Origin of the sequence: Pseudomonas antarctica (genome assembly GCF_001647715.1) — a bacterium.
Lineage (GTDB): Bacteria > Pseudomonadota > Gammaproteobacteria > Pseudomonadales > Pseudomonadaceae > Aquipseudomonas > Aquipseudomonas antarctica_A.
In genome coordinates, this window is the sequence record NZ_CP015600.1 from 3,681,178 (window position 1) to 3,707,061 (window position 25,884).

Here is a 25,884-nt window from a genome sequence, read left to right on the forward strand (position 1 = left end):
CAGCGCCAGGCCGGTCAGCAGGAACAGCGCTTGCGGGAGCTTGGCTTTGCAGGTCGGGAGCATGGCGGTTTCCACCTGTTGTTTTTGTTGTTGAGCGTCGATTACAGCAGCTTGGCCAAGCCCTCACAAACGAATGGCGAATGCACAGCTGATACTTTTTTAACCCAGGCTCCAGGATCAAAAAAGTATCAGTGCCAGGCGAAACCGGGGGTAGCGTATTGAATGCCTGTGCGCGTATTTTGAGGCGACTCAACAACTAAAAGAGGCATCACCATGCCCGTCAGTCGCGCCGAGCTGTTCGAGCACCGCCCCGCCGAACTGGAAGTCATCCTGCCCGAGCCGGACCACTGTTTCCGCTGGTTCGAACATGACTACCCGTATGACCTGGCACGCTGGAACCACCACCCCGAGTTCGAAATCCACCTGATCCGCCAAGGCAGCGGCAAGTTGGTGGCGGGCGACTATATCGGCGCGTTCGGTGCCGGGCATGTCGCGCTGATCGGCCCGGACCTGCCCCACGACTGGATCGGTGACCTGGCCCCCGGCGAATACCTGACCGGCCGCGACGTGGTGCTGCAGTTCGACGGCGCCGCCCTCCTCGCCCTGCGCAAGACCCTGCCGGAACTCGGCGATCTGCAGCCGCTGTTCGAACAAGCCCGGCGCGGCCTGCAATTCAGCGGTGACACCGCCGTGCAGGCGGCACGCCTGATGGAAAGCATCGGCAACGCCCATGGCCTGCAACGCTTGATCCTGTTCCTGCAACTGCTCGATACCCTCAAAAACGCTCCGCCACCGCACGTGCAGGCGCTGGCCAGCCCCTGCTATGCCCCCACCCTGGACGCACGCAGCGCCGAGCGCATCAATAAGGCTTTCGATTACCTGATGCGCGAGCTGACCGGCGACTTGCGCCTGTCGGTCATCGCGCGCCAACTGGAGATGAGCGAACCGGGCTTCTCGCGCTTTTTCAAACGCAACACCGGCCACGGTTTTATCGAGCTGATGCGCAAGTTCCGCGTGCAGCGCGCCTGCCGGCTGTTGCTGCAAAGCGAGATGTCAGTGGCGGATATTTGTTTCGAAGTGGGCTACGCCAACCTGTCCAACTTCAACCGGCACTTTCGGATCGAAATGAACCAGACCCCGAGTGAGTATCGGCGGGAAACCGCGATGCATCTGTTCAACCGCATCGCCGATCAGCCGTTGCCCTACACCATCGGCCATTGAGCCAACGCCCATTGCGCCAGGCGAGCGACTTCAAGGTCAACGTCTGCACGCTGGCGCTCTCCATCCTCAAGGAACCAAGCTGCGGACAGACCTGCATGGGCCAATACCCATTGCAGCAGGCGTGGGCGTGCGAGGTTGGCAGCCTGGGCGATCACCGCGACCTGCCGATTAAAACGCACCGGATCGTGGCAGGTCGGCAAATCCGGGTTGCAGATCAGGTTGGCATAATCATAACCACGCTCGCCGATGACACGCTTTGGATCAATCGCCAGCCAACCCCGAGCACCGAAGTCGAGAATATTGTCGTGATGGATATCACCGTGCAGCACCACGATGTCCTGTGGCGCCGCCAGCAGTGCATGCGCCATCGCCGCGCAGTCGCGCAACACACCGCCTTTGTCATCAGCGGCCTTCCACAATGACTGGAACCAGGTTTGCAGGGACAGTAACCCTTGCGGTGGCGATGGCCGTGGCGCATGCAGCCGGGCAACCGTGGCGCAGGCGATCCGGCTGGCTTGATCATCCTGCCCATTGAGGGCCATGCGCATCAAGGAACCCGGGCCGGTGGCTCGCTCCATCAACAACGCCACGTCGTCATGGGCATACACCTGGGCGGCACCCTCGCCCGCCCACCAGCTCATCAACTGCCCACCGAGCTGCTCTTCTGAGGTGTGAGCAATTTTCAACATCGCCGGCCGGCCTTGCCAACGCACGGGCAACAGGTGACTGCCGGGCGTCACGACGGGGTCGCCATCAACCTTCAGGTTCCAGGATTGCAAATAGCGCTCGAACATGTGAGTGGATCCTCGTAGTGGCCTGCAAAAATGACACCCAGTCATTTTTGATCAAAAGGTCGACTAATTGCGCTTTTTTTCATTTTATTCAAGCCATTGAGCAAAGTTGGTACAGCCTGTGCAAACGTTTGCGGAACGAACTTGGCTGCCAAGTTCACCGTTACCCGAGGTATCGGGTTCAAACCGCGTACGAATAGGGACTTTCAATGCACCCCACCTCAAGGCGTCCTGCTTCCTTTGGTGTTTCCTTGCTACTGGCTGCCGTTACGGGAGTACTCAGCGCCCCCATTTTGGCGCAGGAAAAACCCGCTGATGACTCAGCACAGGGCGAAACCCTCAGCCCTGAGACCAAGAGCCCCGACGCCAGCCCCGCGAAAAAAGGCGTGTATCTGTCGGAATGGTTCAACCAGGACCTGACACTGATCGGCAGCAAAGACATCAGCTTCGGCCCCAAGCCGCAGGATGACGTCTATCTGGAGTACGAGTACTTCGGTCGCAAGGGCCCGTTCGAGTTGTACGGCTATATCGACGTGCCGAAGATTCTCGGCATCGGTAACAGTAATGACAAAGGCGCGTGGGACCATGGCTCGCCGGTATTCATGGAGCACGAGCCGCGCATCTCCATCGACTACCTGGCTGGTCGCAGCCTGGCCATCGGGCCGTTCAAGGAATGGTATGTGGCGTTTGACTGGATCTACGACCATGGCAGCAATAAGTCCAACCGCGCCAACACCCTGTACAGCGGTCTCGGCACCGACATCGACACGCACTCGCGGGTCAACCTGTCGGCCAACTTCTATGGGCGCTACCAATGGGAAAACTATGGCGCGAGCAATGAATATTCGTGGGACGGCTACCGTGCACAAATGAAGTACATCGTGCCTATCAGCAGTTTCGATAACGGTGCGTCGCTGACCTACATCGGCTTCACCAACTACGATTTCGGCTCGGACCTGCACAAGGACAACCCGGCGCGCACCGCCAACTCGTTGGTGGCGACCAACGTGCTGCTGTATTCGTTTACCCACCTGCGCTTTACCCTGGTTGGCCGTTACTTTCACAACGGCGGCAACTGGGAGGACGGCAGCGAGCTGAACTTCGGCGAAGGCAACTTCCGCGCCCGCTCGGATGGCTGGGGCTACTACGCCGGTGTCGGCTACCAATTCTGATAAAGGAGCATTAGATGAAAGCGTTTACCCGTCTCTCGATGGCCGCTGGCCTGGCCCTGCTGCCTCACGTGGTGCTGGCGGCTGCCCCCGCGCCGATCAAGCCCAAAGTGATGCTGATCACCATGTTCGCCCCCGAGGCGCAGACCTGGATCGACCGCCTGGAACTCAAGCAGGAAGTACGCGTGCCGGGCCTGTCGGCTGAATACCCGGTGATTCGCTGCAACACCCAGGATGTATGCCTGCTGGTGACCGGCATGGGCCAGACCAACGCCGCCGCGTCGACCCTGGCCTTGGCCTTGTCGCCCAAGTTCGACCTGCGCCAGAGCTATTTCCTGATCGCCGGGATTGCCGGTATCAGCCCCAAACACGGCACAATCGGCACGGCTGCCTGGGCTCATTACCTGGTGGAATTCGGCACCCAATGGGAGCTGGACTCGCGGGATGCGCCCAAGGATTGGCCAACCGGTTACATCGGCATCAACACCAAAGGCCCCAACGAAAAACCGCCACTGGACTACAAGACCGAAGTCTTTGAGCTGAACCCCAAGCTACAAGCCAAGGCGTATGACTTGTCGCACAAGGTTGAGCTGACGGAAAGCAAGGAATCCAGCGCCTGGCGCAAACACTACCCTGCCGCACCGGCCAACCAGCCGCCGCAAGTCACCCGCTGTGACACGCTGGCAGGCAACACCTGGTTCTCCGGCACACGCCTGAGCGAGCGCGCCGAAGTCTGGACCAAGTTGCTCACCGACAACAAAGGCGAGTACTGCACCACCCAGCAGGAAGACAACTCCACCTATGAAGCCCTGCTGCGCGCCAGCCGTGAAGGCCTGGTGGATATCCAGCGCCTGGCCGTGGTGCGTGCAGGTTCCGATTTCGACCGGCCGTACCCTGGCTACAGCGAAGTCGACAACCTGCTGAAATACGCCGACCAGGGTGGGTTTGTTCCGGCGCTGGAGAACCTGTACCGCACGGGCAACCCGCTGGTACAGGCGATTCTGAAGAACTGGTCAGCCTGGGAAAAAGGCGTTCCCGACGCCCAGTAGAGATCAAACTGTGGGAGCGGGCTTGCCCGCGATGAGGGCCTGTCAGTCAGAGAGATGTTGACTGACACACCGCTATCGCAGGCAAGCCAGCTCCCACATTTTCTTACCGCGTTAATCGTTATGCCGCCGGATGGGCCACATTCAGTGCCTTATCGACCAACAGTTGCACACCCTCCAGCATTCGACAGATACCCAGCGCGACATTGCGTTGAGCCCCGTCGATTTCAAACGCCAGATGGTTGGCAATCTCACAGAGGGACGCCAAATCCTGGGACGCATTGACCAGCAAGGTTTCCGTGCCCAGATCGGCGCGCACGGTGAAGAGCCCTTCGGTGGGTTCGGGGATTGGCTTGCCGGGATTGAGGTAGTGGTTGATCGCGCGGTAGGCCACTTCGTGCAGGGTGCTGGTATCGAAGTCTTGCTGGCCTGGGGGGTTTGGGCTGTCTTTAATCATGGTGGAACTCCTGGTAGTGGAGCTGCCATCACTCGCGGTCAAACAAAGTGGGGTGGCAGCTGAACGCGGGTTGACCGACCGGAACCAGGGATCCGGCATACCCGAAGGTATCCCGCGCACAGCTGCCGCGACACGATACATCAAGCGTAGAAAAAACGCCTGATATAGGTCTTGGGTGCTGTAGCGCACTGGTTTAGTCGGACGGTCAAATCCGATCGCTGAACGGTCAGCGACGGCAGTGAGGTTAGTCAGCGCCCTTCCGAGCGACAACCTGAAATCTCTGTGGGAAAGGTCCGAGCGACCAAGGTTTCTGATGCCCAGTGAAGATCAAACTGTGGGAGCGGGCTTGCCCGCGATGAGGGCCTGTCAGTCAGAGAGATGTTGACTGACACACCGCTATCGCAGGCAAGCCAGCTCCCACATTTTCTTACCGCGTTAATCGTTATGCCGCCGGATGGGCCACATTCAGTGCCTTATCGACCAACAGTTGCACACCCTCCAGCATTCGACAGATACCCAGCGCGACATTGCGTTGAGCCCCGTCGATTTCAAACGCCAGATGGTTGGCAATCTCACAGAGGGACGCCAAATCCTGGGACGCATTGACCAGCAAGGTTTCCGTGCCCAGATCGGCGCGCACGGTGAAGAGCCCTTCGGTGGGTTCGGGGATTGGCTTGCCGGGATTGAGGTAGTGGTTGATCGCGCGGTAAGCCACTTCGTGCAGGGTGCTGGTATCGAAGTCTTGCTGGCCTGGGGGGTTTGGGCTGTCTTTAATCATGGTGGAACTCCGTCGACAAGTGGAGCCGCCAACGCTCGCGGTCAAACGAGGTGAAGGTGGCAGCTGTACGCGGGTTGACCGACCGGTTGTCAACGAACCCGGCATACCCGAAGGTATCCCGCGCACAACTGCCGCGACACAATACCTCAGGCATAGAAAAAGCGCCTGAGATTGGTACAGGGCGTAGCGATTCGTTAACAAGCTCGGACGGTCAAATCCGGTCGCTGAATTGGCAGCGACGGAGGTGAGGTTAGTCAGCGCCCTTCCGAGCGACAACCTGAAATCTCTGTGGGAAAGGTCCGAGCCATGCTCGTTCCCGAAGCTTAGTGAAGATCAAACTGTGGGAGCGGGCTTGCCCGCGATGACGGCCTGTCAGTCAGAGAGATGTTGACTGACACACCGCTATCGCAGGCAGGCCAGCTCCCACATTTTTTAACCGTGTTAAGGCAGAAAGATGATCTTGTCCGCACCGCCCTGGTTCACTTCCTCGTAACACTGCACACCATCCGCCAGCGCCACTTCGCGCAACCCAGTCGGCAGTGGCAGTAGCCCTTCATCAAAGAAGCGCCCGAATTGCTCCAGCATCACGGCGCACTGCTCGCAGTTGTAGAGCAACGAATTGATGCCCACCACCGAGCCGCCTTTGCGATACAAGGCCAATGCCGGGAGTTGCACGTGCCCATCAACCGGCGCGGCGATGATTGCGATGCGCCCGAATGGGGCCAACCCTGCGACAGCGGCCGGCAGCCAGAAACCGGTCGTGTCGAAGATCACATCGGCGCCGCCCTTGAACACGGCGTTCACCTGCGCACCCAACGTTTCCGGCTGGCCCAGTGCGATCGCGTCAACCCCTTGCGCCTGCAACGCCGCAACCTGATCGGGTTTGCGCACCGCCGCCAACACCTGGGCACCACGAATCTTCGCCAGGGCCAGCGCCGCACTGCCTACGGCACCATTGGCACCCATCACTAACAAACGCGTGCCCTTCGCGACACCGCTACGTTCCAGGGCATCCCAAGCGGTGGTGTAGGGCACGCCAAGGCTGGCGGCCTGAGCAAAACTCAGGTGAGCAGGCTTGTGCGCCACGCCCTTGGCGGACACGGTGAGGTATTGCGCGTGGGAGCCGTCGGCGAAAAACCCGAGGTCACGGCCGGTGCCCCACACGTCCTGCCCCACCAACGCTGGCGGGCCTTGCACCACAACACCGGCGAAGTCTCGCCCGGGAATACGCGGCAGCGTGGTGTAGGGAAAGCGGCCCAGCACGTTTTTAACATCGCTGGGGTTCAGGCCCGCAGCCTTGATCTGTACCAGCACTTCATCGGCAGCCGGTACCGGGGTGGCGACGTCGACGAAACTCAGGGCGGCGAGGTCGCCAGTGGCGGAAAATTGCAGAGCTTTCATGGCCAACATCCATCGAAGGGAAGTGAATAATCAGGACAACCAACCACTCACCAGTTGCCGCCCCACGGGCCACAGTTTCTCGCCCAGTAACATGCCCATCAGACCGACCAGAGCGATGGCAGGCGGCGCGGGCGAGCGGAAGTCCAGGGCACCGTAGATCACGCCGACAAACAGGCCAATGGCGAGGGAAATCAGGTAATTCATTTGGGCGACGCCTGGTGGGTTGATGGGCTCAGTGTAGTGAGCCAGTCGCCGAGGCATCGGCCAAGTGCTTCAGGATTTCGGCCAACCCCTCAATCGATGTAGTGCGATGGCGCCACACCGAGTTCGCGCCGAAACATGTCACTGAAGCTGCTGGGCGAATAACCTAAAGACCGGGCAATGCCGCTGACCGACTGGCCCTGGATCAGCTTCGCCACCGCCGTGGCCAGTTGCACCTGACGACGCCATTCGGCAAAGCCCATGCCGAGGTTATGCTGGAACAGCCGCGCCAGCGTACGCACGCTGGCACCGGCCGTCTCGGCGTGTTGCTCAAAGGGGATCTCCAGGGAAGGCGCCGCCATCACCGCCTGGCACGCGCTGATCAGCCGGCGGTCCGCCGCCACCGGCATGGCGATGCGGATTTGCGAGCGGCGCGCACGTTGCAGTTCCAACAAGGCCAGGCCAACCACGGCGTCGTAATACGCCGAATCGCCGGTATCGCGATGATCGACCAAGGTGACGATCAGCTCGCGCAGCAGCCCACCGACTTCAATCACCTGCACCTGGCTGTCCAGCGTCGCCGCCAATGCCGGGCGCAAGTAGATATTCCGCATCTGTAAATCGGAGACTACGCGAATCCCGTGCTCCACCCCTGGCGGCAGCCACACCGCACGTTGCGGCGGGACGACCAGGGCTTCGCGCGGTGTTTCCACCCACATCACACCGCTCATGGCGTACAGCAACTGGCCCCAGTCATGGCTATGGGGCTCAACATACAACCCGCGCGGGTAGGTACGCGCCAAGGGTTGCACGGGGACGGCATGATCACTGAGGTCGGGGGGTGCGGCCAGAGCCATGAAGAGCGCATCGGTCAAGGGTGAACGGCCATGGTAATGACCGCCACCCGATAATCCGAGCGGATTTTTAGCCCTTTGCCGACTTGGTGCACTCGCAACCCGTCGACGAGGCGCACGGCTCGCCATGCGCATGGTGCTCGGCGCAGCCCTGGCAGCAGTAGCCCTTACCGTCTTTCATCACCGCCTCTTTGCCCAGTACGCATTTGCAATGTGGGCAAGCACAGGTTTTATCAGCCATGGTCAGACTCCTTTTTCATGGTCGTCCAGGTGCGGCGAGCGCTGCACCTTAAGCAGTGACTCTCGGCAAGACGCCAAGGTTCAGCGCCGTTAATCGGCCTGACGGGTATTGCTGCGGTACATGAACACCAGCGCCAGGGCCAGACAGAGCATCGCCACGATGCGACTGCCCGACAGTTCGATGGCCGGGTTACCGAGCCAGCCGAAGTTGTCGATCAGCATGCCCATGCCCAATTGCCCGACGATCACCGCCACCGTTGCCACTGCCGTGCCAACGATGGGCACCGCGCCGACCATCACCATCATGTACACGACGCCGAACAGCGCGCCGGTCAGTTGCCACTTCGGCACATCCAGCAGGCTGACAGCCTGCGCGGGCTCGAAGAAAAAAATCAACAACGCGGTGCTGAGTGCTCCGACTGCAAAAGTCAGCAAGCTGCTACGCAACACACCCACCGTCTGGCCCAGGCGACCATTGATCGCCGCCTGCACACTCAACACCGCACCGGCGGCAATCACCAGTACCAATAACAGAATCAGATTCATCGCCTTACCCTCGTGCAATCAGAACAAGTGCCGCCACAATCAACGCCAGGGCAATCCAGCGCTCGCCATTGACCCGCTTGCGCGCAGTACCAAACCAGCCGAAATGGTCGATCAACACACTCTTGCCCACCTGCCCCGACAGGATCGCGATCATCGTCATGGCGATACCGATGTGCGGTGTGGCGAGTGTCAGCACCACCACGTACATCGGCCCGAGGAACCCGCCGATCAACTGCCAGCGCGGCAAATCGGTGAGGGCCGGGCCCTTTTGCGGGCCGCTGAACAGCAGCAGCAAAAACAGGATGGCGGTGCCGACGCCAAAGATGCTCAACGTCGCCCACAAATGCCCGACCTGCACACCCAATGGGCCGAGCAAACCGGCCTCCACCGACAGGCCCATGCCCGCCAGAATCACCAACGGCAACAACAGCAGCCGTAGAAGGTTCTTTTTCGGCCTGGCCTGCGCCACGCCCTCGATCGAACTTGCCTGCATAGATCACCTGCACTACTGGAAAGGAAACATGGCGCGCATTATCCGGTGGCCGTCCTGTGCGATAAATGGGAGCATGCGGATAACACCTTTGCGCAATGCGCACAGCTCGGAGGCACGATGCAGGGTTTAAATGAGTTGAGTTTCAAAGCGTTGCGTCTGTTCGTCGCCGTGCTGGACCACGGCAGCTTCTCCGAAGTAGCACGCCGCGAGAGCCTGGCGCCCTCCTCGATCTCGCGGCAGATCCAGCTGATGGAACAGGCACTCGGCCAACAATTGCTCTACCGGCATACCCGCGCGGTCAGCCCCACGGAGGCCGGGCGCCTGCTCGGGCATCACGCACGCGTGATGCTGGAACAACTGGAAGCGGCCGCCCAGGCGCTGCAGGAACAGGAAAGCGAACCCAGCGGCCTGGTGCGGATCAATGCGCCGATGGTGTTCGGCCAGCGTCACCTTTCACCCTGGTTGGGCGAGTTGTGCCGGCGCTACCCCAAGTTGCAACTGGATATCCAGCAAACCGACACCTACGTCGACCCGCTGCAAGATGGCACCGACCTGCTGTTTCGCATCGGCGTGCTCAATGACTCGGGCATGCAGGCGCGCATCTTCGCGCCCCAGCGCTTTCGTATCGCCGCCAGCCCCGCTTACCTGGCACGCCATGGCACACCGCGCCACCCCGATGAACTGGTCAATCACCAGTGCCTGGCCTACAAAGGCATCACCGGCCAGCAACGCTGGTTCTTCCGCCGCGACCAGGGCGACTGGACGCCGTACAGCGTTAAAGGCCCCATCACCGGCAACCACGCCGATACCCTTACCCATGCGGCAGAGCAAGGCCTTGGGCTGGTGGTGTTTCCGTCCTGGTTGATTGGCGAAGGGTTGCGCGCAGGCACCTTGCAGGCGGTGCTGACGGAGTACGAGGTGGCGACCACGCTGGAACCGCAGCAGATTGCCGCGTTGTGGCCGGGCAGTCGGCGGCTGTCACTGAAGGTACGCACGGTGATTGATTATTTTGTGGAGTGTTTTGGGACCGTGCCCTACTGGGATCGGTGAGCTCTCTCAGTTCACGGGTTGCTGCTGCGCCCCCCTGTCCTGCTCTCGAGTGGCAGCCCTGGTTTTGGTCGCCTCAAACCGCACACGTTTGGATCAAAACAACCACTGCCCAATCAACCACGCATTCGCCCCACTGATCACCGCAAACAGAAACCACGCCAGTAACCGCGTGGGCAGTCGGTTTACGAACGGCCCCATGAGTTGCTTGTCGTCGGTCATGCGGATCAGTGGATAGAGCGCAAACGGCAACTGCAGGCTGAGGACCACCTGGCTCAGAATCAGCAGCTTGCCGATGGCATCGTCGCCCATCAGCCAGACCCCGAGAAACGCCGGAATCAGTGCCAGCCCACGAGTAATCAGACGGCGCTGCCAGCACGGAATGCGCAGGTTGAGGTAACCCTCCATGATCACTTGCCCGGCGATGGTGCCGGTAAAGGTCGAACTCTGCCCCGAAGCCAGCAAGGCGATGCCGAACAGGATGCTGGCGAACGCACCGCCCACCAGCGGATCAAGCAGGTGGTAGGCGTCCTGGATTTCGACTACTTCGGTGTGACCCGTTTTGTAAAACGCAGCCGCCGCCAGCACCAGGATCGCAGCGTTTACCAGCAACGCCAGCGCCAGGGAGCCGATGGTGTCGATACGCGCCAGCTTGACCGCGTCCTGTTTGCTGGCGAGGTCTTTGCCAATCAGGCGAGTCTGCACAATGGAGGTGTGCAGGTAGAGGTTATGCGGCATCACAGTGGCGCCGAGAATACCGATGGCCAGGTACAACGGCGCCGCATCGCTGATGGCCGACAATGACGGGGTGAAGCCACTGAGTACGTCCGGCCAATACGGCTTGATCAGCACCAGTTCGATAAAGAAGCACACGCCGATGGTCGCCACCAGGGCCAGCATGATCGCTTCAAGGCGGCGAAAGCCTCGGTTCTGCAGAGCCAGGATCAATAGCGTGTCAAAGGCGGTGATCACGATACCGGTGGTCAGCGACACACCGAGCAGCAAGTGAAATGCCAGGGCGCAGCCGAGCACTTCGGCAAGGTCGGTGGCGATGATGGAGATTTCCGCCAGCACCCACTGCGTGCGCGAGGAGCGCTTGCTATAGCGCTCGCGGCACAGTTGCGCCAAGTCTTTGCCGGTGGCGATGCCCAGGCGCGAGCACAGGCATTGCACCGCCATTCCGGCCAGGCTGGCCAGCAGCACTACAAATAGCAGGCTGTAGCCGTAACGTGAACCGGCTTCGATGGCCGTGGCCCAGTTGCCCGGGTCCATGTAGCCAATGGAGATCAGCAGGCCGGGGCCGGCGAACATCAGCGCCCGTTTGAAAAACGACGCCGTAGGGTCAACGACAACGGAGCCGGCCACTTCCGGCGGGCAGAACGGGGCGGTAGCGATTTTCGGCAGGCTGAATTTCACGCGGTATCCCAGGCAAACACACAAGTCAGAAACGCAGCTTATCAGTCCGATGCGACCGTGCGCATCACTGTCTCCCGGGGCAAATCAAACGCTTCAACGACTTGCACCACCAGGTCCATCTCCTGATTCAGCGCTTCGCGCTCCATGCGCTGGCGAATCACACCTATCACCAATACCGACAAGGTGGTGATCGAAAAAGCCGGGCCGGAAAACGCCCGCACTCCCGTCACCAGCAACATCGCCGCCGCCAGCGCCTGGCCCACCACCGGAATCGCCGTGGCCGCGCCGCGCCGCAGGATAAACCCGGTCAACCCCGCCAACGCCGTGCCGCTCAGCGCGGTGGTGGCCGAGCGGCCAATGTCGATTCGATTGAACAACCCCTGCTCTTTTTGCGCGGCTGCCTTAAGTTCGGCGTCGAAGGCCTGCCGGTCGGCGCTGCTGAGTTTGCCTTTGTATTGCTCGATCAGTTTTTCCGCGACCTGCGCCTCGATGTCCGCCAGGGCCACGGTTTCAAGCGGCTCATCGAACTTGATTCCAAGCTTTTGCGCCACATCTTCGGCGATCTGTCGATAACTCACGCCATGGCCACGGGCGAGGTTCATAAAGCTGTCACCGCCCATACGCTGCAACTCGATGGCCAGTTTCAGCGGTTCGCGCACGCTGGCATCAATCGAAGCACTGCGCTTTTGCGCCATCAATTCGGCGAGAAACTTCAATTCTTCCGCACGCGCCTGCATCAGTGCCGGGAACAGTTGCGCGTCTTCCTCGGCAAAACGCACTTCACTGCTGCGCAGATCAGAGCGAATCAGGCCGCGCCGCTCCTGCAACAAGTCGGTGTACTGCACCACCGTCTTCAACTGCGGCCAGTAGGCGGCATGATCAAAGGTGGCCAGGTGCACATTGGTGACCTTGGCCTTGAGTGCCGGCGTGACATCAATCGCATAACGGCCAATGCAGCGCTCGGTATCCGGCTTGATAGCCAGCGCCCAGTCCTTGCTGGAGTGGCAATTGATCACGCGCCCCTTGAGCGGCGCCGACACTTCATCCCACGGGCTGGACGTACAGATCGCCCCGCCCATCAGCAACAAATTGTTCAATGGCAGTTCGCGGGCGATCTCGGGACTGGCCAGCAAACTTTTGACCAGGATGCGTGCGCCGAGGGAATGGCCGATCAGGTTGATGCGCCTTACTTGCAGCGATTCGGCGTGCAGGTAACTGGCCAACTCCGGCAATAAAGTCTTGGCCACTTCATCGACACGCGCCTCGACGCTTTTGTAATGATCAAGAAAATACGCAATCGCCTTGCCCACGCCCACAGTCGCCGCACCCAGGCCGCCGCCACCGAGCATCGAGGTGATCACATCCTTGAAGGGGGCGAACAGGTTTTCCAGAAAATGCCCAGCCGGCCAGAATAGCATCAAGTTGGTCGAGCCTTCGATACCTGCCAGTTGCGCTTTGAAATTGCCCAGTTGCTGGCGGTTGAAGAAGGCCGAGTAACCGTGAACATAGAGATTGAGCACATCCCCCTGAGGCTCGCCGCACAGTAAGAACGTGGGTTTGCGGGTGCGGTGCATTTCATCCCACTGGTGTTGCATGGGCCGGTGACTCCTGGTGACGATGGACGGCGATAGTAACAAAGCATGACTGCAAGCAAGGTGAATCCTGACCGACGTGGGCTCAGAACAATGACGCGGCCCTGGATTTGGCCAGGTAGCGCGCCGGGGAATCCCCCAGGTTGCGACGAAACACCGAGGTAAAGGCGCTGGAACTGCTGAAACCCAGCGCTAACGCTACCTCGGTGATGGATGCACCATGACTGAGCCGTGCAGTGGCCTCCAGCAAGCAGACCTGCTGGCGCCAGGCCACAAACGTCATGCCGGTGCTGGTCTGAAAATGGCGGGTAAAGGTACGTCGACTCATGCTCGACCACTCAGCCATCTCGTCGAGGGACACGGTTTGCGCAGGCGCGTCCAGAAAGCGCTGGCAAGCACGGGCCAGGCGCGGCTCGGAGGGCAGCGGCGCACTGAGGGGCAATACCGGCATGCTGCCTATTTCATCGATCAGCAGCGTCAATACGCTATGCCGTCGGGCATCGGACGCTGCCGATGGGTCGATAGCCAATGCCGCTTCCAACAGATGCCGGAGCAGTGGCGACACCTCGACTACCTGGCAGCGGTCGTGCAGCCCTGCCCGCTCGGCAGCTTGAGCATCGAGGTAGGTGTTTAGCATGACCACATCACCGCGCATGTGCATTTCATGGGCAATGCCACCCGGCACCCAGATTGCCCGCTGCGGCGGCACCACCCAATTGCCCAGGTCGGTGAACATTTTCAGCGCGCCGGTGGAGGCATAGGCAAACTGCCCGCGCGGGTGTGTATGCCGCTCGAACACGGTGCCGGAGGGGTACGCACGCAGGGTGACCAGCGCGTCGGGGGCGTTGTCATCAAAGGTTGGAATCATGGCCCGATATTGTCAAAAGATGACCCGACATAGCAAGCGGGCCATCCGCACGCGCCCTACCCTTCATGCCTTTGAAGCAGCGTGCTCAAAGGAATCGCCATGCAAAAGAAACATCTGGCACTTGCCCTGCTGGTCACCCTGGTCTGGGGGCTGAACTTTCCCATCACCAAGCTGGGCCTGCGTGCCATCGACCCGTTCGTGCTGACAGGCATGCGCTTTGCCCTCGCCGCCTTGCCACTGGTGTTGTTCATACAGCGCCCCAGCGTTAAGTTCCGCTATGTGGCCGCCTACGGCATTATTTTCGGGCTGGGCATGTGGGGCGTGATCAACTATGGCATCCAGGCTGGCGTTAGCCCGGGAATCGCCTCGTTGATCATTCAGTGCAGCGTGTTTTTCACGCTGGGCTGGGGCTACCTGCTGTTCAGGGAAAAAATCCGCCGTGCACAATGGCTCTGCGCCGTTATGGCATTGATCGGGCTGGCGGGCATCATCTCTACCCAAGAAGGCGAGCATGCGGTAGTTGGGGTTTTGTTGATCGTGTTCAGTGCGTTGGCCTGGAGTATCGGTAACGTCATCATCAAGGCATCGGGCGTGAAGGAAATTTTCTCGTTCATGGTCTGGGCCAGCCTGTTTCCGCCAATCCCACTGTGGCTGATGGCCTGGTGGATGCACGGCAGCGCGGCGTTCGGCGGCTTGCCGGCCAGCCTCGACCTGACCGCCGGGTTGTCACTGCTGTTTCAGGTTTACCTGGCCACGCACTTCGCCTATTGGGGCTGGAATTCGCTGCTCAAGGCATACCCCGTGTCAACTGTGGCGCCGCTGTCGTTATTGATCCCGGTGTTCGGGATCACCAGTTCGATGCTGATACTCGGCGAGCGCATTTCCCCAGCCAATGGGCTGTTCATCACCGTCATTATCATCGGCCTGGCTGTCGGGCTTTACCGTAAACCAGTGGTGCATGACGCCGCAAAAAAAACCGCCCTTTCGGGCGGTTGAAGGTGCTCGGCTTTGATCAGAAACCGAGGGAGAAACTGATCGTCATCGCATGGTCCTTATCGTTTCGGGACAACTGCCCCGAATAGCCCAAGCCCAGCTTGCCGTTCTGACTGATCTGGTAATCGACGCCCGCTTCCACCACCGCGCTGTCTTTGGCGATCGGCACCCCTTGGGTGCTGAACGAACCACCGCCGTTGATAAAGCTCAGGTCGGCATCCGGCTTGGTGTCGCCAAAGACGTGACGCCAGCCGATGCTGCCACGTGGGGTGATTTTCGAGCCGTTGCCCAAGGTGAGGGTCTGGCCGATGCGCACGCCCAAGGTCGAGAAGGTCACGTCTTGATCGGCATCACCACGCAGGGCTGCGGAACCGCCTTTCTCCTTGAGGGTGTCGCTGTCGTAGTTGACATAGGCCAGGCCAGCGAAGGGTTCCACCACCACACTGCGGGTTTCAAGGGTGTAGCCCACTTCACCGAAGACTTGCGCGCTACGTGCCTTGTAGTCAGCTTTCAGGCGTTGACCTGCACCGCCAACGGCCACGTCGCGTTTGCTTTCGATGTCATGCCAGCTGTACGCCACGCCCATACGCGCGGCGAAGGCCTCCTGCTGATAAGCGGTGTAGGCCATCAAGTGGTAGCTGTCGACGTCGGCACTGGAACTGCGGCGCTTGGCGTCCAGGTCGCTGCGGGTGTAGCCGGCCGCCATGCCGACGCGCCAGGCGTCATCCACTTGCTTGTCGGTGCCGAGCAGGAAGCCGCTGAGGTTGCGGTCCAGTTTGGCGGTGTTGCTGTCGCCGCCCATGTGGCCCCACGTACCGAGTACGCGCATCCAGCCGACCATCTCGCCATGGCAACCGGCGCTGCTCAGGCGATTTTCACTCGGCGCCAGGCTGTTGCGTGGGTCGTCTTCGCGGTAGCAGCCCGGTTGGCGCAGGCGCTCATTGACCGCGTCACGGATGTAACGCGAATCCTCAAGCAAAGCGCTGGCAGTGCTGGCGTGGATCTCACCGGACAAGCTGTCGAAGGCGGCGCGCGCCCCGGCTGCGTCCGAGGTAAGCAGCGCATTCTGCACCGCAGCGCCGCCTACAGCGGTACCGCTGTCCAACGCTGCCGCGACGCCGCGCTGGTTACTGGTGGCCGCCACACTGGCGTAGCTGACGCTGTTACGGCCGACCGCCAATGCCACTTGGGTCGGGCTGTAGTTCAGCGAGGTACTGAGGAACGCCAGGTTCTCCAGATTGGTGGTGCTGAAGGTGCCGTTTATCGCGCTGGCAGTCAGTAATGTGTAGGTCATCGGGCCGGCATACGGCACCAGGTTGACCACATTCAAGCTGCCGCCCAGGTTCGCAGTGCCACCGACGGCCAGCGAGGTGGTCATCGAAGGCGTGATCACCAGGTTCAGCGCGCCAGTGCTGGCGTTAGTGAAGTTGCCGGCCACCGTCAGCTTGCCGCCATCCGGTGTGACGCTGCCGTTGTTGACCAACGAACCGACACTGCCGTTGCCGGTCAGGCCTGCGCCATTGGCGACTGTCACCTGCCCGCCGAACACGGTGCCCGGGTTGGCCGCGTTACCGACTTGCAGCACGCCCTCATCCACCGACGCGGTGCCGCTGAACGGCTGGTTGCCGGTGAGCAACAATGCACCCGCGCCCTGTTTGGAGAGGGTACCGGTGCCGGTCAAGGTGCCATTGAAGGTGCCGTTGAAGGTGCCGTTAGTGGGTTGGACAAACAGCAGTCGCGCATTGTTGAGGATGCGACCTTGCAAGCTGAGGGTGTTACCGGCCAGCGTACCGCCACTGACGGTAGTGCCGCCAGAGTAGGTATTGGCGCCGGTCAGCAACAAGGTGCCCGCGTCGAGTTTGTTGATCGCTCCAGCGCCCACGATTGGCGCGGCAATTTCTGTGGTAACACCCGAGTTGACCCGCACCGCCGCCGTGCCGGTTGGCGACAAGGTCCCACCTGCACCGGCCGTCAGCGTGTAGCCAGGGTCGAGAAATTGCAGGCCGGTGAAGCTCTGATTACCGAGCACGGTGACGGTACCACCCTGCCCCGCGAATACAGCGAACTGGTTGTTCGACGCCTGAGCTTGGGTGCCCGTTGGATCGGTCCAGTTAGTGCCCGGGCCCCAGGTGCCGCTGCCGCCGGTGATAGTGCCATCCGGGTTGGTGGTGCCGCCGTTCCAGAACTGAATTTGCCCTGGCGTGGTCTGCACCAACAGGTTGAGCTGGTTGGCCAACGACGTCTGCAGGCTCAGGTTACCCAGGCCGGCAGGTATCGAGCCGAAGGTCAGGCCGTTGTCGGTCAGGGCGCCACCGTAGCGGAACAGTTGATACACACCGATGCCAAAGCCACCGGCGTCAGTGACATTGAGTGTGCCATCGAGGACCAGGTTGCCTGCCACGTTCACCGCCGTGGTGGACGCACCTGGCGCACCCAGGGCGAAGTCCAACGCGGTGCCCGACGACAGCGCCAGCGAACCCACCGACAGCGGCGTCGCCGCCCCGGCCTTGAGGGTCGAGCCATCCGCCATGCTCACTGCACCGCCGAGGGTGCCGCTGCCCCCGAGGGTCGCGCCGCTGGCCACTTGCACCGCCGCACTGTTCAGCGTGCCGTTGACCAGCAGGCTGCCCGCGTTGACGTTGGTGTTGCCGGTCAGGGTGTTGTTGCCGGTCAACAGCAACGCGCCCGTGCCGGTTTTATTCAGTACGCCTGCGCCGGTGAGATTACCGGTGTAGGTGCCGTCGGCGCCCTGCTCGAAAGTCAGGGTCGCGTTGTTGGCAATCGCACCTTGCAGGCTGGTGGTGTTGCCGGTGGTGGTGCCGCCGTTGAGACTAGTACCCCCGCTGTAGGTGTTGGCGCCGGTCAGCAACAGCGCACCGTTGCCATTTTTCACCAGGCTGCCAGTGCCGCTGACTACGCCGTTAAGTGCCAGCGCGTTGCTGCCGGCCAGGGTCAGCGGGCCGCTCAGGTTGATGGCGTTGGCAAGTTGCAGGTCGGTGCTGCCGTCCAGACTCGCAGCGCCGCCGACGGTCAGCGCGCCAGTGCCCAGCGCGGCGTTATTGCCGAGGACCAATTGACCGGCATTCAACCCCGTACCGCCGGTGTAAGTATTGGCACCATTAAGCGTCAATGTCGCCGCGCCTTTTTTCAGCAGGCTACCGCTGCCACTGAACACACCATTGAGTGTCAGCGCGTTGCTGCCGCCGATGGCCAGCGCGCCATTGAGTATCGCAGCGTTGCCCAGCGAGACAGCCGCGTTGCTGTCCAGGGTGGTGCCATCAGCCGCAAGCAGCGCGCCAGTGCCCAGCGCGCTGTTATTGCCAACCACCAGCGTGCCGCCATTCAGCGCGGTGCCACCGGTGTAAGTGTTGGCACCGTTCAGCACCAACGTGCCGGTGTCTAGCTTGGCCAGAGTGCCGGCGCCGCCAAGGGTGACACCCAGCGTGGCGGTAACGTTCGGGTCGACGCGGATTGCCGTGTTGCCAGTGCCGCCATTGACCAGGTTAAGCGCACCCGCCGTACCGGACGCCAGGTTGTAGCCATCGGTGACAAACTGCAGGCCGGTGATGTTTTGCGTGCCATCCACCGTCACGTTACCCGCCGTACCTTGGAACACGGCGAAGCTGTTGTTCCAACCTCGATTGAGCGTGCCGTCAACGTTAGTCCAATTGCTGGTGCCAGCGCTCCAGGTGCCGTTACCGCCGTCGATGGCGCCGTTGCCGATCAGATTAGCGCCGTCCCAGAACTGCACCGTGGTGTTGGGCGCTGTGACCAGCAGGTTGACCTTATTGCTGACGGCCGTCTGCACTTGCACGTCGCTCGGGATCACACTGCCCGGCAGTGTGCCGATGGCCAGGCCATTATTGGTGAGTGCCCCGCCGTAGTTGATGATGTTGTAGACGCCGCTGCCAAAGCCGCCGATATCGGTGACGTTAAGCTTGCCGCCCAAAGTCAGATCGCCGCCGACATTCAGCAGCCCGCTGCCACCGCCCACGACTGGAACACCGAGACCGACATCCAGGTTGGCATTATTGCCCAGTACCAGCGAGCCCACCGACAGCGCGCTGCCGGTGGCCAAGCCGATGTGCCCGCCGTCAGCCACCGTCACGGCACCCGCCAACGCACCCGTGCCGGTCAGTGTGGCGCCGTTATTCACCGCCACGCTGGCGCTGGCCAGCGAACCGCTGACATTCAGGCTGCCGCCATTGACGTTGGCGGCGCCGCTGAGGCCATTGATGCCGCTCAGGTTGAGGACACCGGTGCCGTTTTTGTCCAGGTTGCCGGTACCGTTCAGCGTGCCCGCGAAGGTGTTATCGAGGTTGCTGCCACCCACCGCCAACGTACTGCCGCCCGCCACCTGAACCGCGCCGTTGCCGGCCAGGGTATTGAGGCTGGCATTGCCGCCCAGGTTAAGGCTGGCGCCGGTGCCGAGGTTGACGCCGGAGGTATTGCCCAGCGCAGCGTTGCCCACCGTGGTCACGCTGCCGCCGACCACGTTGAGAGGGCCGCTGAAGGTGTTGTTGCCGGTCAGCAGCAAGTCCGCTGCGCCGTTTTTGATCAGCGCCGCGTTGCCGGCCAGCACACCGGCCAGGGTCAGGCTGTTGTTACCGGCCACGGTCAGGTCGCCGTTAAGGTTGACAGCATTCGCCAGCACCAGCGGCGTGCTGTTGGCCAGCGTGCTTGCGTTGCTGACGGTCAAGCCGCCGGAGCCCAGGCCGGTCACGTTGCCCACCGTCAGCGTACCGCCGGCGAGAGTGGTGCCGCCGCTGTAGGTATTGGCGCCGTTGAGGATCAGGTTGGCACTGCCGTTCTTGACCAGCGAACCGGTGCCGCCGACCACACCGCCCAGGGTCAAGTCGTTGCTGCCAGCCACCGTCAGTGCAGCATTCAGTGTGGTGTTATTGGCCAGGGCCAGCGCGGTGCTGTTATCCAGCGTCGCCGCGCCGTTAACGGTCAAACCGCCAGTGCCAAGCGCCGAGCCGTTGCCCAAGGTCAACGAGCCTGCATTCAACTGCGTGCCGCCGAGGTAGGCATTGCCGCCGTTAAGGGTCAGGTTGCCCGCCCCGCTTTTGGTCAGGCCACCGGCGCCGCTGACCAGCCCGTTGAGGGTCAGGTCGGCGCTGCCGAGAATGCCCAGGTTGCCTGCCAGGTTTACCGCATTGGCCAGGACCACTGCGTTGCCGGTATCAAGCGTGGTGCCCGCCGCCGCATTCAATGCGCCGGTGCCCAAGGCACTGTTTGAAGCCAGGATCAGCCCACCCGCATTCAAGGCCACCGGGCCGAGGAAGGTGTTATTGCCGCCCAGGGTCAAATTGGCCAAGCCGTTTTTGATCAATCCGCCGACGCCGCCGATCACGCCATTGAGGGCCAGCGCGTTGCTGCCCGCCACGGTTGTGTTGCCGTTCAAGAGCACGGTATTGCCCAGTGCTATCGCGGCATTGCTGTCCAGTGTCGTACCGGCCGCCGTCGTCAACTGGCCGGAACCCAGCGCCGTGTTACTGCCGACCACCAGGGTGCCGCCATTGAGCGTGGTGCCACCGGAGTAGGTGTTGGCGCCGCCCAGCACCAGGGTGCCGGTGTCGAGTTTATTGAGGGTGCCAACGCCGTCGATATTCACGCCGATGGTTGCCGTAGCGCCTGGATCAACCCGGATGGCGGTGTTGCCCGTGGTGCCATTGACGGCGGTCAATTGCGCACCGGTGCCGCTGACCAGGTTGTAGCCGTCGGTGGCGAATTGCAGGCCGGTGAAGCGTTGTGGCCCCTGCACGGTGACCGTGCCCGCTGCGCCCTGGAACACCGCAAAGTCACCGACCCATGGCTGATTAAGCGTGCCGCCGGCATTGGTCCAGTTGGTGCCCGCGCTGGTCCAGGTGCCGGTGCCGCCATCCACACTGCCGTTGGCAATGGTTTGGCTGCCATCCCAGAAACGAATGTTGCCCGTCGGCGCGGAAACCACCACGTTGACTTGGTTGCCGACGGAGGTCTGTACCACCAGGTCGCCCAAGGCATAACCGGCCGGTACGCTGGCCACATCCAGGCCCAGGTTGGTCAGGCCACCGGTGTAATTGATCAGGCGATACACACCCACACCAAAGCCACCGGCATCCGTCACGTTGAGGTTGCCGTCGAGGGTCAGGTTGCCGCCCACGTTGAGCAAGGAACTGGTGGACGGTGCATTCAATGCCACATCCAGATTGGCACCCGACGCCAATACCAGAGAGCCGGCCGACAAGGTGTTGCCGCTGCTCAGGCCCAGGTGCCCGCCATTGTTGACATTCATAGCGTTCAACACTGACCCGGTGCCGGTCAGCGTACCGCCGCTGTTGATGTTGACCAGGTTGCTCGCCAGGGAGCCGCTGAGATTCAAGGTGCCGGCATTAATGGCCGTGTTACCGGTGATGCCATTGATACCCGTGAGATTGAGCGTACCGCTGCCGACCTTGGTCAAACCGCCGCCGCCATTGAGGTCGCCACCAAAGGTGCTGGTGGCGTTGACGCCGCCCACGCTCAACGTTGTGCCTGCGCCCACTTGAACAGAACCGCTGCCGGTCAGGGCGGCCAGGCTGGTGTCCACGCCGAGGTTGAGTGCGGCCCCGGCGCTGATGTTGGCGCCGGAGGTGTTGCCCAGCGCACCGGTACTGAGCGTGGTCACGCTGCCGGATACGACATTCACGCCACCGGTAAACGTGTTGTTGCCACTCAACGTCAGGTCTGACGGGCCATTTTTGATCAGGTTACCGGTACCACTGAGCACGCCGCTCAAGCTCACGTTGTTGTTGCCGGCGACGGTCAGGTCGGCGTTCAGCGCAATGGCATTGCCCAGGCCAAAGGCCGCGCTGTTGTCCAGGGTCGACGCGCCGCCGACGGTCAACGCACCGCTGCCCAGGCCATTGGCGTTACCCAGGGTCAATGTCCCGGCATTCAACGTGGTGCCGCCACTTAGGGTATTATTGCCGTTGAGGGTCAGGTTGGCCGCGCCGTTCTTGATCAACGGGCCGGCGCCGCTGAGTACGCCGCCCAGGGTCAACGCATCGGTGCCGCCCACGGTCAGGCCTGCATTGAGAGCAACGTTGTTGCCTAGGGTGACGGCCGCATTGCTGTCCAACGTAGCGGCACCGCCGACGGTCAGGTTGCCCAGGCCCAGGGCCGAGTTGCTGCCGACGGTGAGGGTACCCGCGTTCAGCGTGGTACCGCCCAGGAAGCCGTTGTTGCCATTGAGGGTCAGGTTGGCCGCGCCCTCTTTGGTCAGGCTGCCTGCGCCATTCACAACGCCGCCGAGTGACAGGTCGGCCGTGCCGCCGATGCTGAGGTTCCCGGCAAGATTGAGCGCATTGGTCAGTGTGGCGGCCGTGTTGGCATCCAGGGCAGTGCCTGCCGCCGCATTCAATGCACCGCTACCCAGCGCGCCAGTGGCACCGACCACCAGCTTGCCGACATTCAGCGTGGTAGTGCCCAGATAAGTATTCGCGTGGTTGAGGACCAGGTCGGCTGCGCCGTTTTTGATCAAGCCGCCGACGCCACTCACCACGCCATTGAGGGTCAAGGCGTTGCTGCCGCCGAGTGTCAGGGTGCCGCCCAGGTTGATGTCATTGCCCAGGGCTGAGTCGGCGCTGGCATCCAGCGTAGTACCCGCCGCTGCGTTCAATGCACCGGAGCCCAGCGCAGTATTGGCGCCGACAATCAGTGAACCGCTGTTCAACGCGGTGGGGCCGCTGTAGGTGTTGGCACCGGTGAGGTTCAGGCTCGACGCGCCGTTTTTGATCAAGCCGCCCACACCGCCGATCACGCCACCCAGGGTCAGGGGGTTGGTGCCGTTGACGGTCAGGTTGGCGTTGAGGTTGATTGCATTGTTGGCCGTCAACCCCGCTGTGTTGCCCAGGCTGCTCGCCCCGGCCACGGTCAACGCGCCCGTGCCGAGCGCCGCACCGTTACCCAGGTTCAGGCCGCCGGCATTCAGGGTAACGCCACCCTGGAAGGTGTTGGCGCCATTGATGGTCAGCAGCCCTGCGCCGTTCTTGATCAACTGGTTGGTGCCACCGATCACGCCGCCCAGGGTCAGGTCGTTGGTGCCAGCCAGGGTCAGGTCGGCGTTGAGGTCGATGCCGTTGGCCAGGCTAATACCGGCCGCACTGTCCAGGGTACCTGCACCGCCGACAGTCAAGTTGCCGGTGCCGAGTGCGCTGTTAGTGTTGACGGTCAAAGTCCCGCCATTGAGCACCGTGCCCGCCAGAAAGGTATTGGCGCCATTGATAATCAGGTTGGCCGCGCCGTTTTTAGTCAGGCCGCCTGTCCCACCGATCGCACCGTTCAACGTCAGGTTGTTGCTGCCGCCCAGATTCAAGTTGCCGGAGACATTCACTGCATTGCCCACTGTCACCGCCCCGGTGGTATCCAGGGTAGTGTTGTTGGCGGTATTCAAGGTGCCGACCAGACCCAATGCGTTGTTGCTGCCCAGGATCAAAGCGCCCGCATTCAGCGTTGTATTTCCCAGCAAGCCGTTATTGCCGCTGAGGGTCAGGGCGCCGGTGCCGTTCTTGATCAGGCCACCGATGCCGTTGACGACACCTGTGAGAGTCATTGCCTGGCTGCCGCCGAGCGTCAGGTTGCCCGCCAGGTTGACGGCGTTGCCCAGAGAAACCCCGGTGGTAGCATCCAGTGTGGTGCCCGCCGCCGCATTCAAGGCACCCGTACCCAATGCGGTGTTGGAGCCTACCAACAAGGTGCCGCCATTCAATGCGGTAGGGCCTTGCTGGGTGTTGTTGCCGGACAGCGTCAGGGCCGCAGTGCCATTTTTGATGATACCGGCGGTTCCGGAGATTACGCCTGCCAGGGTCAACGGGTTACTGCCAACGGTGGTCAGGTTGGCGTTAAGGGTCACGTCGTTGTTCAACGTGCCGGCGGCAGTCGTGTCCAGGCTGGCGACACCGTTGACGCTCAAGGCCCCCGAACCCAGGGCGTTGGCACTGCCGAGGATCAAGCCACCCGCGCTCAAACTGGTAGGGCCGGTGTAACCGGCGTTATTGCCACTCAGCGTCAGGCCACCGCTGCCGTTTATGTTCAGGCCACCGCTACCACCGAGATTGCCGCTGAGGGTCAACGCGCCTGTGCCGGTCGTGGTCAAGGCGCTGTTGAGGGTGAACGCGTTGGCCAGATTCACCGTGCCGGGTGCCGATAGGGTCGACACCCCGGCGACCGTTACGCCACCGGAGCCCAGCGCCAGAGTGTTGCCCACTTGCACACTGCCGGAATTCAGCGTTGTCCCACCGCTGAAGGTGTTGGCGCCAGTGAGGATCAGTTGGCCGGTGCCGGACTTGATCAGCCCGCCGGTACCCGAAAGTACGCCGCCCAAGGTGGTGCCATTGGCGCCCAGCAGTGTCAGGCCACCGCTGCCCAGGGTCATCAAGTTGCTGAGCGTCAGGCCCGCGGTGCTGGCTTGAATCGCCCCGCCATTGGCGGTCAGGACGCCGGTGCCGAACGTACCGTTGTCATTGAACTGCGCAACACCGCCATTGAGGGTGGTGCTGCCGCTGACCAGTGGGCCTTGCAAGGTCCAGGTGCCGCTGTTGACGGTCAGGTTGTTGAAGTTGACGTAGGTGGCGCTCGAGGCCGTGGCCGCGCCCGACGTGCCGCCCCCAACACCGAGAGGGTTTTGCAGAGTCAACGTGTTGCTGCCGCCCAACCCACCATCAATCTGCCCGGTGGGCGCGAACCCCAGATTGACCCCAAGCAGGCCGCCCAGGGCAAGCCCAAGACCACCGCCGCTGGAAACAGTGGAGCCGGTGACCGCCGTAAAGGTGTTGGTGCTGGCGGCCCCCATCGACAAACCGCCAATGATGTTGCCGCTGTTGAAGAAGGTGTTGCCGCCTGCCGACGCCTCGAATGCCATGCGCCCGGTCACCGTACCGGTGTTGGTCATGTTGACCCGGGAACCACCCTGCACCGCTATCACCGGCGCGTCGGAAGCAAACAGGCTCAGGCCCAGCAACGCAGCGGAGCCGATGGCACCGTTGTTGGTAATGGTGGTGGTACCGGTGGCGCCGTTGTTGATATTCAGCGCCATGCCGTTGAGGGTACTCAGGCCGACACCCAGGAGGCCCGAGGTGCCTTTCATGATACCGGTGGCAAGGTTGGTGACACTCACCGTACCCGACGCGCCGCTGCCAATCACCGTGCCGTTGCTGAGCAGCGTGATCAACCCCAATATCGAGGGGTCGATGGTGCCCGCGTTGTTCAACGTGATGTTGTTACCCGCGAGGTTCATCGCGGTTCCACCCAGCAGCGCATTGATGGTGGAGCCAACGGTTACGCCAACAGTCAGGTTATTCACGGCGCTGGAAAAGGTATTGTCCAGCAGGATTGTTGCGGTGCCCGTACAGGTCACGGCGTCACCCAACGCGGGGCTGGCCGGCGTGCACGCTGCCGAGGCCTGAGGGCTCGCCAGGCCGATCACCAGCCCCGCCACGCCGAGGCGGATAGCAAGCGAAAGCGCAGAAATACGCGGTGTAACGGCAGTCGCAAGTCTTCTATCCACGTCCAACTCCTTGGTGGTCCAAGCCTTTCATCCATGAATGCGCAGAAGCCCAACCCTATTGACTCACACGCATTGAGTGCGAAATACCTGACCGCGGTGACAACTGATCTGGTTTTTCGAAACGGTAGTCGACCCTCAGAGAAGCCATTGAATTAAATGGTATTAATACTTTCGTAAGCCCCGTGTAAGAATGGGATTACAGCCAGCAGCCATTGGCTTTCGCGTCAAAAATACAAGTTT

18 protein-coding genes are annotated in these 25,884 nt (G+C 61.7%); 5 read left to right on the forward strand and 13 right to left on the reverse strand.

The genetic code is table 11. The features are described 5' to 3' along the window. Positions 1-273: 273 nt before the first annotated feature. Complete coding sequence (locus A7J50_RS16450; protein WP_064452771.1) at positions 274-1,221, forward strand: AraC family transcriptional regulator; 948 nt, start codon at positions 274-276, stop codon at positions 1,219-1,221. On the opposite strand, the gene A7J50_RS16455 is transcribed toward A7J50_RS16450, so the two are convergent. Next, positions 1,203-2,015 carry an aminoglycoside phosphotransferase family protein gene (locus A7J50_RS16455; protein WP_064452772.1) on the reverse strand — a complete coding sequence of 271 codons (813 nt, stop codon included), beginning with the start codon at positions 2,013-2,015 and terminating at the stop codon, positions 1,203-1,205. The two genes, A7J50_RS16450 and A7J50_RS16455, sit on opposite strands and share 19 nt — an antisense overlap. A gap of 206 nt (positions 2,016-2,221) precedes the next feature. Here A7J50_RS16455 and A7J50_RS16460 point away from each other — a divergent pair, with 206 nt between their 5' ends. Together A7J50_RS16460 and A7J50_RS16465 are read left to right on the forward strand one after the other, a co-directional pair. Further along, positions 2,222-3,184, forward strand: a complete 963-nt coding sequence (locus A7J50_RS16460; RefSeq protein ID WP_064452773.1) for a nucleoside-specific channel-forming protein Tsx — start codon at positions 2,222-2,224, stop codon at positions 3,182-3,184. Between the two features lie 14 nt (positions 3,185-3,198). Next, positions 3,199-4,230 carry a purine-nucleoside phosphorylase gene (locus tag A7J50_RS16465; protein WP_064452774.1) on the forward strand — a complete coding sequence of 344 codons (1,032 nt, stop codon included), beginning with the start codon at positions 3,199-3,201 and terminating at the stop codon, positions 4,228-4,230. 118 nt (positions 4,231-4,348) lie between these two features. On the opposite strand, the gene A7J50_RS16470 is transcribed toward A7J50_RS16465, so the two are convergent. The 8 genes from A7J50_RS16470 to A7J50_RS16500 form a co-directional block, all read right to left on the reverse strand. After that, a complete protein-coding gene (locus tag A7J50_RS16470) occupies positions 4,349-4,684 on the reverse strand; it encodes a DUF6124 family protein (RefSeq protein WP_064452775.1) in 336 nt (111 codons plus the stop codon). Positions 4,685-5,126: 442 nt separating this feature from the next. Beyond that, positions 5,127-5,462: a DUF6124 family protein gene (locus tag A7J50_RS16475; protein ID WP_064452775.1), complete on the reverse strand. Its 336-nt coding sequence runs from the start codon at positions 5,460-5,462 to the stop codon at positions 5,127-5,129. 441 nt (positions 5,463-5,903) lie between these two features. Then, on the reverse strand, positions 5,904-6,863 hold the full coding sequence (locus A7J50_RS16480; RefSeq protein WP_064452776.1) for a quinone oxidoreductase family protein: 960 nt from the start codon (positions 6,861-6,863) through the stop codon (positions 5,904-5,906). A 30-nt stretch (positions 6,864-6,893) separates the two neighbouring features. Continuing rightward, entirely contained in the window at positions 6,894-7,067 is a 174-nt protein-coding gene (locus tag A7J50_RS30785) for a DUF1427 family protein (RefSeq protein WP_082895909.1), read from the reverse strand. An 89-nt stretch (positions 7,068-7,156) separates the two neighbouring features. Beyond that, the gene (locus A7J50_RS16485; RefSeq protein ID WP_064452777.1) at positions 7,157-7,921 is read right to left on the reverse strand and encodes an AraC family transcriptional regulator; all 765 of its coding nucleotides are present in this window, start codon (positions 7,919-7,921) and stop codon (positions 7,157-7,159) included. A gap of 67 nt (positions 7,922-7,988) precedes the next feature. Then, complete coding sequence (locus A7J50_RS16490; protein WP_064452778.1) at positions 7,989-8,159, reverse strand: metallothionein; 171 nt, start codon at positions 8,157-8,159, stop codon at positions 7,989-7,991. 89 nt (positions 8,160-8,248) lie between these two features. After that, entirely contained in the window at positions 8,249-8,704 is a 456-nt protein-coding gene (locus A7J50_RS16495; RefSeq protein WP_053256633.1) for a DMT family transporter, read from the reverse strand. Positions 8,705-8,708: 4 nt separating this feature from the next. Next, positions 8,709-9,197: a DMT family transporter gene (locus A7J50_RS16500; RefSeq protein WP_056859391.1), complete on the reverse strand. Its 489-nt coding sequence runs from the start codon at positions 9,195-9,197 to the stop codon at positions 8,709-8,711. A gap of 117 nt (positions 9,198-9,314) precedes the next feature. Here A7J50_RS16500 and A7J50_RS16505 point away from each other — a divergent pair, with 117 nt between their 5' ends. After that, entirely contained in the window at positions 9,315-10,247 is a 933-nt protein-coding gene (locus A7J50_RS16505) for a LysR family transcriptional regulator (RefSeq protein ID WP_064452779.1), read from the forward strand. 93 nt (positions 10,248-10,340) lie between these two features. Here A7J50_RS16505 and A7J50_RS16510 read toward each other — a convergent pair whose 3' ends face one another. The 3 genes from A7J50_RS16510 to A7J50_RS16520 form a co-directional block, all read right to left on the reverse strand. Continuing rightward, a complete protein-coding gene (locus A7J50_RS16510) occupies positions 10,341-11,660 on the reverse strand; it encodes an Nramp family divalent metal transporter (RefSeq protein ID WP_064452780.1) in 1,320 nt (439 codons plus the stop codon). A 41-nt stretch (positions 11,661-11,701) separates the two neighbouring features. Beyond that, on the reverse strand, positions 11,702-13,255 hold the full coding sequence (locus A7J50_RS16515) for a DUF726 domain-containing protein (protein WP_064452781.1): 1,554 nt from the start codon (positions 13,253-13,255) through the stop codon (positions 11,702-11,704). Between the two features lie 82 nt (positions 13,256-13,337). Then, a complete protein-coding gene (locus tag A7J50_RS16520; RefSeq protein ID WP_064452782.1) occupies positions 13,338-14,120 on the reverse strand; it encodes an AraC family transcriptional regulator in 783 nt (260 codons plus the stop codon). A 99-nt stretch (positions 14,121-14,219) separates the two neighbouring features. Here A7J50_RS16520 and A7J50_RS16525 point away from each other — a divergent pair, with 99 nt between their 5' ends. Further along, a complete protein-coding gene (locus tag A7J50_RS16525; protein WP_064452783.1) occupies positions 14,220-15,116 on the forward strand; it encodes an EamA family transporter in 897 nt (298 codons plus the stop codon). A gap of 16 nt (positions 15,117-15,132) precedes the next feature. On the opposite strand, the gene A7J50_RS16530 is transcribed toward A7J50_RS16525, so the two are convergent. After that, positions 15,133-25,644, reverse strand: coding sequence for an autotransporter-associated beta strand repeat-containing protein (locus A7J50_RS16530; RefSeq protein WP_064452784.1), 10,512 nt, complete (start codon positions 25,642-25,644; stop codon positions 15,133-15,135). Between the last annotated feature and the right edge of the window lie 240 nt (positions 25,645-25,884).

Excerpts from the sequence above, each read along its gene's own strand:
- A7J50_RS16450 (WP_064452771.1), top strand. The coding sequence starts at position 274 with ATGCCCGTCAGTCGCGCCGAGCTGTTCGAGCACCGCCCCGCCGAACTG.
- A7J50_RS16455 (WP_064452772.1), bottom strand. The coding sequence starts at position 2,015 with ATGTTCGAGCGCTATTTGCAATCCTGGAACCTGAAGGTTGATGGCGAC.
- A7J50_RS16460 (WP_064452773.1), top strand. The coding sequence starts at position 2,222 with ATGCACCCCACCTCAAGGCGTCCTGCTTCCTTTGGTGTTTCCTTGCTA.
- A7J50_RS16465 (WP_064452774.1), top strand. The coding sequence starts at position 3,199 with ATGAAAGCGTTTACCCGTCTCTCGATGGCCGCTGGCCTGGCCCTGCTG.
- A7J50_RS16470 (WP_064452775.1), bottom strand. The coding sequence starts at position 4,684 with ATGATTAAAGACAGCCCAAACCCCCCAGGCCAGCAAGACTTCGATACC.
- A7J50_RS16475 (WP_064452775.1), bottom strand. The coding sequence starts at position 5,462 with ATGATTAAAGACAGCCCAAACCCCCCAGGCCAGCAAGACTTCGATACC.
- A7J50_RS16480 (WP_064452776.1), bottom strand. The coding sequence starts at position 6,863 with ATGAAAGCTCTGCAATTTTCCGCCACTGGCGACCTCGCCGCCCTGAGT.
- A7J50_RS30785 (WP_082895909.1), bottom strand. The coding sequence starts at position 7,067 with ATGAATTACCTGATTTCCCTCGCCATTGGCCTGTTTGTCGGCGTGATC.
- A7J50_RS16485 (WP_064452777.1), bottom strand. The coding sequence starts at position 7,921 with ATGGCTCTGGCCGCACCCCCCGACCTCAGTGATCATGCCGTCCCCGTG.
- A7J50_RS16490 (WP_064452778.1), bottom strand. The coding sequence starts at position 8,159 with ATGGCTGATAAAACCTGTGCTTGCCCACATTGCAAATGCGTACTGGGC.
- A7J50_RS16495 (WP_053256633.1), bottom strand. The coding sequence starts at position 8,704 with ATGAATCTGATTCTGTTATTGGTACTGGTGATTGCCGCCGGTGCGGTG.
- A7J50_RS16500 (WP_056859391.1), bottom strand. The coding sequence starts at position 9,197 with ATGCAGGCAAGTTCGATCGAGGGCGTGGCGCAGGCCAGGCCGAAAAAG.
- A7J50_RS16505 (WP_064452779.1), top strand. The coding sequence starts at position 9,315 with ATGCAGGGTTTAAATGAGTTGAGTTTCAAAGCGTTGCGTCTGTTCGTC.
- A7J50_RS16515 (WP_064452781.1), bottom strand. The coding sequence starts at position 13,255 with ATGCAACACCAGTGGGATGAAATGCACCGCACCCGCAAACCCACGTTC.
- A7J50_RS16520 (WP_064452782.1), bottom strand. The coding sequence starts at position 14,120 with ATGATTCCAACCTTTGATGACAACGCCCCCGACGCGCTGGTCACCCTG.
- A7J50_RS16525 (WP_064452783.1), top strand. The coding sequence starts at position 14,220 with ATGCAAAAGAAACATCTGGCACTTGCCCTGCTGGTCACCCTGGTCTGG.